The 12,613-nt window shown below is 50.2% G+C and carries 7 protein-coding genes; 2 read left to right on the top strand and 5 right to left on the bottom strand.

All coding sequences use genetic code 11. The features are described 5' to 3' along the window. Positions 1–29: 29 nt before the first annotated feature. The 5 genes from P2W70_RS01285 to P2W70_RS01265 form a co-directional block, all read right to left on the bottom strand. On the bottom strand, positions 30–2,039 hold the full coding sequence (locus tag P2W70_RS01285) for an alpha-ketoacid dehydrogenase subunit alpha/beta (RefSeq protein ID WP_276479607.1): 2,010 nt from the start codon (positions 2,037–2,039) through the stop codon (positions 30–32). Positions 2,040–2,169: 130 nt separating this feature from the next. Next, positions 2,170–2,520: a phage holin family protein gene (locus P2W70_RS01280; protein WP_276479606.1), complete on the bottom strand. Its 351-nt coding sequence runs from the start codon at positions 2,518–2,520 to the stop codon at positions 2,170–2,172. An 81-nt stretch (positions 2,521–2,601) separates the two neighbouring features. After that, on the bottom strand, positions 2,602–3,885 hold the full coding sequence (locus tag P2W70_RS01275; protein ID WP_276479605.1) for a M16 family metallopeptidase: 1,284 nt from the start codon (positions 3,883–3,885) through the stop codon (positions 2,602–2,604). A gap of 107 nt (positions 3,886–3,992) precedes the next feature. Then, positions 3,993–5,231 carry a M16 family metallopeptidase gene (locus P2W70_RS01270; protein WP_276479604.1) on the bottom strand — a complete coding sequence of 413 codons (1,239 nt, stop codon included), beginning with the start codon at positions 5,229–5,231 and terminating at the stop codon, positions 3,993–3,995. A 188-nt stretch (positions 5,232–5,419) separates the two neighbouring features. Continuing rightward, entirely contained in the window at positions 5,420–6,622 is a 1,203-nt protein-coding gene (locus P2W70_RS01265; RefSeq protein WP_276479603.1) for an aspartyl protease family protein, read from the bottom strand. A 195-nt stretch (positions 6,623–6,817) separates the two neighbouring features. Between P2W70_RS01265 and mqnC the strand changes: the two genes are divergently transcribed. Further along, positions 6,818–7,942, top strand: coding sequence for a cyclic dehypoxanthinyl futalosine synthase (mqnC, locus tag P2W70_RS01260; protein ID WP_276479602.1), 1,125 nt, complete (start codon positions 6,818–6,820; stop codon positions 7,940–7,942). Between the two features lie 249 nt (positions 7,943–8,191). Then, the gene (locus tag P2W70_RS01255) at positions 8,192–12,550 is read left to right on the top strand and encodes a PAS domain S-box protein (protein WP_276479601.1); all 4,359 of its coding nucleotides are present in this window, start codon (positions 8,192–8,194) and stop codon (positions 12,548–12,550) included. Positions 12,551–12,613 lie beyond the last annotated feature (63 nt).

Below are 12,613 nucleotides of genomic sequence, written 5' to 3'. Positions count from 1 at the left end.
ATGGATTACACAGGCCCGCTGAAAGAAGTTTAATAGTTGATCAGTTTGCGAACGTATTCATCCAATCTCGATTTCGCCAGGAAATTATTTTCCAGTTCAATATTGAACGGTACTGGCGTATCCAGCGAAGCGCAGCGCATGACGGGCGCATCGAGCAGATCGAAGCAGTGCTCGCCGATCCAGGCACCGAGCTCGCCACCGATGCCGCCTACCAAGGTATCTTCATGCAGGATGAGCACTTTGCCGGTACGTGCTACTGCCTGCCGGATGGAAGGATAATCGAGTGGCAACAAAGTACGCAGGTCAAGTATATGGAATGAAATATAGTTGTGTGCATGGGCATATTCACTGGCCCACTGTACGCCGCTACCATAGGTAATGATCGAGATATCGACGCCTTCCTGTACCACCCGTGCTTTGCCAATCTCCACTTCATAGTAATGCGGAGGTACCTGGCCGGAAATACTCCGGTAAAGTGCCTTGTGCTCGAAGAATAACACAGGATTGGGATCATTGATGGCCGCAATCAGCAAACCTTTGGCATCCATCGGCGTGGATGGATATACCACTTTAAGGCCGGGGGTGTGGGTAAACCAGGCTTCATTGCTTTGTGAATGGAAGGGGCCTGCGCCGACACCGCCTCCTGTGGGCATCCGTATCACGACATCAGCGGCCTGCCCCCAACGGTAATGTATTTTGGCCAGGTTGTTGACGATCTGGTTGAAACCTACGGATACAAAATCGGCAAACTGCATTTCCACCATGCTTTTGTATCCTTCCAGGCTTAGCCCCAGGGCACTGCCGATAATAGCACTTTCGCAGAGCGGCGTGTTGCGTACGCGTGCCTTACCAAATATTTCTACAAACCCGTCCGTGATCTTAAAGGCACCTCCGTATTCGGCGATGTCCTGACCCATCAATACGAGATTGTCATGGTGCTCCATCGACTGCCGCAGGCCTTCGCTGATGGCATCGATCACCCGCTTCTCCGGATACCCTGCCGCCTCCTCCATCAACCGGGGGGTGGCATTATCGATCACTGCCGCGCCTGCAGTCGGTGCCGGGGCGTAGATATCATGCAGCTCTTCGTCGGTGTTGGGTATGAGGGGCGCGCTGTTGGACGCTATGGACAATTCGACTTCTATGTATTCTTTCAAATCCTGGCGGATGATCGCCAATTGCTCCTGGTCAACTACCTGCTCGGCCAACAGGAACTGTTCATAATTCCTGATGGGATCTTTCATCTCCCATACATCGAACAGGTAGGCAGGTACATATTTGGTGCCGCTGGCCTCCTCGTGCCCACGCATGCGGAAGGTGGCACACTCGATGAGGTAGGGCTTTTGCTTTTCGATGCAGTAATCCCGTATGCCCCTGATGGTATCGTACACAGACAGCAGGTTGTTGCCATCGATACGCACACCTTCAATACCATATCCTTTTGCCCGCTCTACCAGGTTCTCACAACGGTATTGCTCAGCTACCGGGGTACTTAATCCATAACCATTGTTCTCGATCAGGAAAATGACCGGCAGGTCCCAGACGGCCGCCGTATTGAGGGCTTCATGAAAATCGCCTTCACTGGTTCCGCCTTCCCCGGTAAAAGCCAGGGCCACTTTATTTTCTGCACGAAGTTTATGCGCCAGGGCCACACCATCGGCAATCGCCAGTTGCGGACCGAGGTGAGAGATCATACCACATATATGGTGCTCTTTGCTGCCAAAATGGAAGCTTCTTTCCCGTCCTTTGCTATAGCCTTCGCGACTGCCCTGCCATTGCAGGAACAGTTTACTGAGCGGCATACTGCGGGTAGTAAAGACCCCGAGATTGCGGTGAAGTGGCATGATCCATTCGTCGGCCTCCAGCGCCAGGGTGGCGCCTACTGCAATTGCTTCCTGCCCGATACCGCTGAACCACTTGGATATCTTGCCCTGTCGCAACAACACCAGCATTTTTTCCTCGATCATGCGGGGAAGCAACAGGCTTTTGTAGAAATGGACCAGTTGGTCGTTGGATAGGTCTTTACGGTTGAATTGCATACAACAAAGATATAGATCATCATGAAGCCCGGAAAGGTTCCATTTTAAGTTTAAGATAACTACAAATGGGCACAAAAAAGGGAAGTGTTTTGAAACACTTCCCCGTAGTATCGTTTTATGTAGCCCCGATTTAGTCTTCCTTTTCCCGCCGTTCCTGCCGGCTCAATACCGAGGTTATGATCGATAACAGCAAACTGAACAGCAGCGCCCACCAAAACCCATCAACCCTAAAGCCATCTACAAACTCTGCCGTCAGCAAAATCAGGGCTGCATTGATCACAAAAAGGAACAAGCCAAAGGTGACCAGCGTAATGGGTAACGTGAGCAAAATAAAGATCGGACGCAGGATGGCGTTGAGAATGGCCAGTACAACAGCAAAAATAATAGCCGCCCAGAAAGAATCGATGTGAACCCCCTTCAGGATATACGATAGCCCGAAAGCAATGATGGAGGTCACGATGATGCGCATGATAAAGTTCATAGCCTGCAAATTTATTCCGGCGTGCATGACGCTGGGATACTACTGAAGGTAATACTTATTCACTATTCTGGTTATGGCGTTCTATATAACGACCAACTCGTAGAAATCTTCGGGATTTAAATATTTCTTCGACAGCTCCTGTAACTCTTCTGCAGACACTTTCCGGATCGTTTCGAGACTGTTGTAGAAATAGCTTTCATCAAGGTTGTTAAGCACCATGGTCTTCCAACGCCCGATCACCTGGAAGGGTCCGTCCAGGTCGCCCAGGATGGTTCCGATCATATAGTTACGGGTCATCAGCAGCTCTTCTTCATCGACCGGCTCATCGCGCAGCAGCTCCATTTCATTGTACACTTCGGTGATCGTAGCCTCGCTCACATCCCTGCCAGCCTCGGTGCTGATCATCCAGCCGCCATCGTGTACGTGATTAAGGAGATAACTATAAATACCATAGGTATATCCTTTGTCTTCCCGGATATTGGCCATCAGGCGAGATCCAAAGAATCCGCCAAACAGGCTGTTCAGCACCATGACCTTGGGGAAGTCGGGGTGGTGTCTGTTGGGAAATGGCCTGGCGATACGGATGGCAGCCTGTACACCAGCGGCATCGTTGATGATATGGCTTTTCTTCTGCATGGCCGGCTGTACGGGATGTACGATCATCGAGTCCTGGCGATGCGTACGCAATGGCAGGGAGCCGAAATGCTTTTCGAGATCGGCCAACAAATTGGCCGGCAGTTTACCCGCGGCAAAGATCACACAACGGCCATTGCGGTAAAACTTATCATAGAAGGCCGATACATCTTCCCGACTTACGCCATCATAATCTTCCGCGTTATTGTATTTACCATAGGGATGCTCCTCGCCATAGAGGTAAGCGTCGATCAGGCGACCGGCTACAAACTCGCATTTCTGCAAGCTGACGGTGAGTCTCTGCTTGGCGTTTTGCTTATAGATGGCCAGTTCTTCTTCGGGAAGTACTGCATCGGTTACCAACTCGGCTACTACGGGCAGCAGCTCGTTGATATGGCGATTGAGGCAATGCAGTGTGATCTCTGATGTTTCGCTGTAGCAGGACCTGCTGAGGTAGGCGCCATGGTACTCGAAATGTTCATTGATCTCGAAGGCAGTCCTTTTGGAGGTACCGTTCTTCAACAGGAAGTTTGTAGCAGCAGCAACGGCTTTCTTATCCTCGTACCAGTTGCCGGCAACGAATACCCAATTGATCATGAGGGCCTCTTCACTGCCCATATCCACGGAATACACTTCGATGCCGTTGGAAAGGATGTTTTTTTGACAGCCCGGCAGTGCTATCGAGAAATCGACCGGTTCCTTTATTGGAGGAGCAATTGTTCTATTAACCATTGTATGGATCGGGATCACTAATTAGTAAACTTGTTTCTTGAGACGGCGCCAGCAGCTTTCGGCCTGTGACGCGGCCCGCAGGTAGCAGGTATTTCACCTGCCCACACTTAGTTATTGCTGTAATAACAGAGCGTATTCGAATTATTGACGTCGAAGATCTTCCGGCTGTATTGCAGGATATCTTCCCGCGTTACGGCAAAATACTTCTCACGATCGGTATTGAACAGGTTGGCATCACCCAGCAGTTCATAGAATGCCAGGTTATTGGTACGGGTCATCACGCTCATGTCTTCAAAAGCGATGGATGACTCCGTCTTGTTCTTGATCTTGGTGAGCTCTTTTTCCGTAATACCTTCCAGCTTCAGTTTCTCCACTTCTTCGTCAACCGCCTTTTCAGCATCTTCCATCTTCACGCCTTTTACCAGCTTGCCTTCGATGGCCAGGAGGCCTCTGCCTACAGAACCAAAATGGTAACACTCGATATGGCTGAACAGCTTTTTCTCCTTCACCAACGTTTGGAACAGGCGGGAAGATCCACCACCACCCATCACTTCGGTAATGAGGTCGGCTACATAATAGCCGTGGTCGAGCCGGTCATCCATATGCCATACCTTATACAAAGCATCGAGTGGCACATCAGCTTTCACTTCCATACGACGGGGAGCTGTTTGTGGCAGCTCTTCCGGTATATGGCGTTCGTATTTTTCACCGGCAGGAATATCGGCAAACCATTTCTCCACCAGGGTTTTTACCTCGGCAGTCTTCACATTACCACCTACTACGAGAATAGCATTGACAGGGCGGTAATGTTTGAAGAAGAATTGCTTGACGTCTTCCAGCGTGGCATTTTCGATGTGTGATAATTCTTTGCCAATCGTCATCCAGCGATAGGGGTGGTTGGGATAGGCCATTTCACGGAGCTTGAACCAAACATCGCCATAGGGCTTGTTGATGTAATGTTCTTTAAACTCTTCGCAAACCACTTTGCGTTGTACCTCGAGGCTCTTCTCATCGAAGGCCAGCGATAGCAAACGGTCACTTTCCAGCCACAGCGCCGTTTCCAGGTTCTCTGCCGGCAGCTGTACATAATAATTGGTGACGTCGTTGGAGGTATAGGCATTATTCTCTCCACCGGCCATCTGGAGGGGCGTTTCAAAATCTTCAATGTTGATGGACCCGCCGAACATCAGGTGTTCGAACAAATGGGCGAAACCGGTCTTGCCGGGATCTTCATCGCGCGCACCTACATCATACATAATATTGACAACCGCCATGGGAGTGGAGGGGTCTTCATGTACTACCACGCGCAGACCATTGGACAACGTAAATTTCTCGAATTGTATCATGGATTATTCCTTTCTTTTGCTCACAGACCGACCTGACAATCACGAAACTACCATTTCGATTATTCCGGTATATGATCGTCTGTCGCCGGCAGTAAGGGGGACAGCAAATTAACGACAAGTTGGGGTATAAAGTTTAAATCCGACCATTATTGGCGCAATTAACCCATAAGGCTCTGATTATTAATCTACTACCGACCAGTCAGGATGTTCTTCACTTTCAGCGTAAGCACCACCGGCCCGCCGTCGCGCAACACGAGGATCTTCAAGCGCTCGCCCGGCGTTTGCATCAGGTTCTTGTACGTTTGGATATTCTTGGAAAAGTTATTCTGCACCGCAATGATCAGGTCGTCTGGTTTGAACCCAGCTACTTCTGCGGGAGAACCCGGCATGACATCTACCACGAGGATCTCCCCGTCGACCACATACATGCCCAGGCCGGTATAGGCGTAGTCGAATACGTCCTTGAAATGCGAATTCGGCAGCAGGTGTATCTCGGGCCTGTCGTAATTGATGATCAGGTTGAATCGGCGCAAGAGGTCGTTGCCAATGAGGCCGCCTAAAGCCGGGTATTGTATCACATTGTATTCGTCGTCGAATATATAGGTGGGCACATTCCGGAACTTATAAGGCCCCAGCCTTACCTGCTTAACGATACCTTGCTTCATGGGCGCTTTGCCGCCCAAACCTTCAGCCTGTGTAGCATACCACTTACGGCGCTTGCCGACGACACCACTGTCGTTGACATAGTCGGAGGTCATGAGCAGGCACATACCGGCGCCGGTATCGAAATAAACCCTTGTCGACAGGTCGCGGGCATCTTTTACCCCGGCGCTCAATATCGGGATGTACTGCAATTGCGGTTTCAACATAAAGCCACCCCGTGGATACTTGATCGATCCTTTGGTAAAGACGTGGATCTTTGAGCTGTCGTAGTCGATCTTAACAATATACCGCGAAAGGAAGCTATACCCGATGATGCCATCAATTTTTTCTCCGTAGGCGCTGGTGAGGATATCGTAATCGTTGATGTGAAAGTTAAGGCTGTCTACATCGAGGCCCGGCAGGTGCAGGGTATGGTTATTCGCAAAGCGAACGATCATACTGCCGGCAATACCCCGGATGGTACGGTCGCTGGGAACGGATGGGATCTTTTTTTCTGCCACCGTGGCCGAATCGAGCGAAATACCGCCGCTGCCGGTATCCAGGATGAAAGTCAGGGAGTCGGAAAAGTTACCGAGCTTGGCCCGGAGGGTAACGATGCCACCGGTCAGCATCCTGAATCCAAAGCTGGTGATGTGCCTGGCGGGAGGGGGAACAAAGACTTCCTGCGCTGACAGGGATAGGCTGGCCAGGGTCAAACATAGCAGAGTAGTGATGGAGCGCAATCGCATAGGCTATTTTACTAATTTTCCCGGGTACGCGCTGGATTTGTCTGCCAAATGCAGTTATCGTCCGATAAACGACGATTATTGGTTATTGTCATTAAGTTACTGGTTTTGGGGCAAAAGAAGTTGCCGGCGGAATAAAAAATACCTGCGCACGGGTAAAACCGATCGTTTAGTACTTTTGTTCTTTAATGTGACGATATGAAAACAGACGATCTCTATTCGAAAGCCCTGCAGTTTGAGTTCCTGACCATTGAGGAAGGCATGCATTTATTTGAGGAAGCTCCGCTCAGCGAGCTGATGTTTGTGGCCAACGAGCTCAGAAAGAAACAGGTACCGTATAATAAGGTAACCTGGCAAATAGACCGCAACGTGAACACCACGAATGTATGCACAGCCAATTGTAAGTTCTGCAACTTCTACCGCATCCCTGGGCATGCCGACGCATATATTACCGATATAGATACCTATAAGAAAAAGATCGATCAAACCATTCTTTGGGGCGGAGATCAATTGTTGTTGCAGGGCGGTCACCATCCCAAGCTGGGGCTGCAGTTTTATGCCGATCTTTTCCGCGAACTGAAGCAGTTATATCCCAACCTGAAGTTACATACCCTCGGGCCACCCGAAATAGCGCATATCACCAAACTGGAGAAATCGACGCACCGGGAAGTGTTGGCGACCTTGAAGGAAGCTGGCATGGATAGCTTGCCCGGCGCCGGCGCAGAGATCCTGGTGGATCGTGTACGCCGGTTGATCTCTAAAGGCAAATGTGGCTCGCAGGAATGGCTGGATATTATGCACGAAGCCCACAAACTGGACATTACCACCTCTGCTACCATGATGTTTGGTCATGTGGAAACCCTACGGGAGCGCTTTGAGCACCTGGTCAAGCTCCGCGAAGTACAAAGCCGCAAGCCCGAATCAGCCAAAGGGTTCCTGGCTTTCATCCCCTGGACTTTCCAGGATGTGGACACCTTGTTGACCCGGATTCGCGGCGTGCACAACCTGACCACTGCCGACGAATACATTCGCATGATCGCCATCAGCCGTATCATGTTGCCCAATGTCAAGAATATCCAGGCGTCCTGGCTCACTGTGGGTAAGCAAACGGCCCAGATCTGCCTGCATGGCGGCGCCAATGACTTTGGTAGTATTATGCTGGAAGAAAATGTGGTAAGCGCTGCCGGGGCACCCCACCGCTTTACCTACAAGAGCATCCAACAGGCCATCCGCGAAGCCGGTTTCGAACCCCAATTGCGCAACCAGCAATACGAATTCAGAGAAATGCCACGTGTGATCGAAGAGCAGGTAATCGACTATTAACGCGCTATCGCTTTGACAGATATCAAACTTTATTGACAGAACGCCGGGTGGATACCTTCCATCCGGCGTTTTACGTTATGTGCTGGTGTTGGCCAAAAGCGCCCCTGTTAGTACCTACCCCGTCTTTTCTGGTGAATTATGGCAGTGTTTTTACGGTAAATCTCTTATTCTGCGAAAAAAAGCGGGCGGGCGTTCAATAGAAATCATTGTTTTGCAGTTATTTACTATTCGAATATCCCATCAAAAACCATGAAGAATCCGCGTAAGTTGGTGCGTATTGCCATCGTGCTCCTGGCAACCGTGTTGTTGTTCAACTTCACGGGTTACTACCTTATCTACCTCCGTAGTCAGGAAAATGAGCAATATGTACAAGTGCATCGCATTGCTAATGAGCAACGTATGCTAAGCCAGATCATCAGTAAGGACATCGTATTGCTCACCCGGCCACGCCTCACCAACGCCGATATCAAAGAATTAAGACAGGAATTACAGGCCTCCGTCGACACCTTCATCGTCAACAACGACTTTCTCCAAAGCAAGGTCAATACCCTCGTCCACCAACGGCAATTCGAGATCAGGCGACTACATGCCAACGCCCAGATCCACTTCAAAGATATCATTGCCGTAAGCCGGCAGGTGTTGGCAGCGGATAGTTCGCACCTCAATGATAACCGCCATGCCATGCGGAAGGAAATATTGCAAAAGGAGAAAAACTACAGTCCGCTGTTGGGCACCATGTCCCATCACTTCTCCAATATCATTTACGACCAGATAGGAGAGTCGAAAACCATCAATACCGGAAAATTCGTTTCGCTCATCATCGCTTTTGTCTGTCTCGTCTTCCTGGTACTGGAGCCCTTATTCCGTACCAATCAACGCAATTTTGAAGAGCTGCAGCTCGCCAAAAATGAGCTGCTGAAGGAAAAGACCTATTTCTCTTCCATCCTGAACTCCCAGACCAACTATGTGATCCGGATCGACCAGGACGGCAATTTTACCTATGCCAACCCCCAATTTCTGCAGGCATTCGGCTACCAGGAGAAATTTCTGATGGGTGACCCCTATTACAATACCATTTATCCTAAAGACCTGTACCGCTGCCAGCAAATGGCGGAGGAATGCTGGAGAAACCCCGGCAAGGTGCAAAAACTGCTGATCAGAAAACCGATCCAGCATACCAAAATGTTTCAGTGGACCGAATGGGAATTCATCGCATTGCAAAACGAGAAAGGACAACTGGAGATACAGGGTATTGGCTTGAATGTGACGGATAAGGTAATGGCTGAACAACTCAAGGAGGAAGCAATCCGAACCTCCTCCTACGCCATGACCTATGCCCGCATGGGTAGCTGGAAACTTGATTTCTTCTCGCAGGAAATGACCATGAGTAAGGAATTTGCCACCCTGCTGGAGCATGAGGACCAGGAAGAACTCACGATGACCTTCGAACAGTTCCTGCACCAATACGTACTACCCGAAGACCATAACCAGGTAATACGCGAACTGACAAACTCCATCCACAACAAATACAACCACGACTACGAGACCAATTTCAGTTGCCAGATCGTAACCCACAAGGGAAACACCCGGCACCTGTATATCCGGGGGAAGATGGTGGACGCCACCAGTGGCTTTGGGATCGCCCAGGACGTTACCACCCAAAAAGAAGCCGAACAGGCGCTGCAGGACAGTGAACAGCAGTTCAGGTTGCTCGCAGAACACTCGGAAGACATCATTACTGTCAATGGATTGGATGGCCTGCTGTTGTATGCCTCCCCTTCGATGGAAAAGACCCTTGGCTACGCACCAGAAGAGATCCTCAACCAATCTGTTCTCAACTATATTCACCCCGACGATCGCTACAAATTTGCCCCGCAGGAAGGTGGCCCTACCATGGAAGACATGGAGAACGTCACACTCCGGTACCGCATGCGCAGCAAACGGGGCGACTATATCTGGCTGGAAAGTATCATCAAACCCATGCGGGAAATGGGCGAAGTGACCCGCCTCATCTGTACCTCGCGGAACATCACCGAAAGAAAGCAATCAGAAGTAGAAAGAGAGCAACTGCTGGCAGAAGTGAAACAATCGGAAGAACTGCTGCGTACCGTGATCAACTCTACCCCCGACTGGATCTTCATCAAGGACCTTGGCCACCGGTTCCTGCTCGTGAACCAGGCTTTTGCCGACTCCATGAACCTGGCGCCACAGGATTTCATTGGCAAAAATGATCTTGAGATAGGCTTCCCGGGCGATGTGGTAACCGGGGATGCAGAAAAGGATATCCGCGGATTCTGGCAGGATGATGAGGAGGTGGCCCAAACCGGCAATGCCAAATTCATCCAGGAAGAACCTTCCTCCATTAACGGCAAAGAGCAGGTAATGACGACCGTGAAAGTGCCCCTGCGCGATTCGGATGGAGCTGTATGGGGCGTACTTGGATTTGCCCACAACATCACAGAACAGAAGAAATCGGAGGAAAGGTTGCTGCACAAAGATCTGCTGCTGCAAGCCATGGCCGAAGCAACGCACCAATTGATCAGTAATAACCACCTGGAAGAAGCGATCGGTGAAGCCATTCAGCTGCTGGGCGTGAAACTGCAGGTAAGTTCCGTTAACGTATATAAGAACGAATACAGTTACCAGAACGATAAATGGTATTCGAACCAGCTGTTGCACTGGAACAGCACCACGGGTGAACTCGTACACAAAGATCCTATCTATCAGCAACTACAGATGAGAGATACGGGAGTGGTATTCGAAACGCTTAAAAAAGAAGAGCTGTATTGTGGGCTGGTTAAAGACGTTGAACATGAAGATGAGCGGGCTTACTTCGAATACCTGGGTGTACGCAGCATTGCCATCGTACCGATCTTTACCCTGCACCAGTTTTGGGGAATGGTGGGATTTCACGACAAAGAAGAGCGTAGCTGGACCATCCCCGAATTCTCCATCCTCCAGTCTTTCGCTGCTACACTCGCTGCTGCCATCGAAAGAAAGCAAATGGAACAGGAGCTGGTACTGGCGAAAGATGCTGCAGAATCGGCCAGTCAGGCGAAGAGTGAGTTCATGGCCAATATGAGCCACGAATTGCGTACGCCGATGAATGGTATCATCGGGTTTACCGACCTGGTGCTAACTACAGATCTGCAGAAAAGCCAGCGCGACTACCTGCACAACGTAAAGAAATCGGCCAACGGCCTGCTTGATATCATCAACGACATCCTCGACTTCTCCAAGCTGGAAGCCGGCAAACTGCAAATCGATCACGTTCCGTTCCGGTTCGATGAACTCGTGGAAGAAACGGTCGACATATTGATGGTAAAAGCTTTTGAGAAGAACCTGGAATTGATCTGCCATATCGACCCGGAATTACCTGTCCAGTTTGGTGGTGACCCCGTACGAATCCGGCAAGTACTGGTCAACCTGCTGGGCAACGCCATTAAGTTCACACCACAGGGAGAGATTCTGATATCGCTGGCAAAAGCAGGTAGCATTTACCAGAAGAACGGGAAATCTTACCTCGACCTGGAGCTGTCGGTGCGCGATACCGGCATTGGTATCTCTCCCAAAAAGCTACGCAAGATCTTCGAAAGTTTCACGCAGGCGGACTCCTCCACCACCCGCAAATATGGCGGCACGGGGCTGGGACTTACGATCTCGAAAAGCCTCGCCGAACTGATGCATGGAAATCTTACGGTAAATAGTGAACTGGGCAGGGGCAGTACCTTCACCCTGCATGTTCCGCTGGAAGTAGTTAAAGAACACAGCGAAATAGCCGCCGCCAACAAGCCGCCGCTGCGCAAAGTACTGGTAGTGGACGACAACGGCACCAACCGCTGGCTCATGCAGGAAATATTCCGCTTTTTCAGCATCCCCTGTGAAGTAGCTGGTAGTGGAAAAGAAGCCCTGATGATACTGGAGCGGGTAAAAAGCACGGGAGAACCGCTGGATCTTATCATCACCGATCACCACATGCCCGAAATGGATGGTTTACAGCTGGTGCAGGAATTGAGAAACCACGAGCGAGGCTTTGATCAACCAACCCTCCTCATGTTGTCGTCGCTTGAAAAGAATCTCTTCCAACACGAAGCCGACAGACTGGGCATTCGTCAACTGCTCTCCAAGCCGGTAAAAATGTATGAGCTATATGCCACATTGTGTGCCATGTTCATTCCCGGCCACGAGGTGGTAAAACAAGACCTCTCGGCTACACAGATCGAACATATCGCCGACGCCGCCACGATCATGGTGGTGGAAGATGACCCGATCAATATGCTATTGATCACGGAAGTATTGCGTAAAATGGGCTTTGAAACAGTCCGTGCGAACAATGGAAAGGAGGCGCTCGAAATACTGCCGCATTATGACCCGGTGCTGATCTTCATGGATGTGAACATGCCCGAAATGGATGGTTATACAACCACCCGCCACATCAGGGCAATGGGCGAGCCCTATGATCACCTGCCGATCATTGCCCTTACGGCAGACGCCATGCAAGGCGACCGGGAAAAATGCCTGGCGGCAGGTATGGATGATTATGTTTCCAAGCCGTTCCGGATTGAAGAGATCATTGGCGTATTGAAAAGCAGGACTTTACTGGTATAATTGTTCCGGGAGGCTGGCGATACAACTATTGACGGCTTTTATGCGTCTTCCTAAAAAACGCTA

The organism is Paraflavitalea pollutisoli, assembly GCF_029360705.1.
Lineage (GTDB): Bacteria > Bacteroidota > Bacteroidia > Chitinophagales > Chitinophagaceae > Paraflavitalea > Paraflavitalea pollutisoli.
This window is presented reverse-complemented; position numbering and strand designations above follow the sequence as displayed.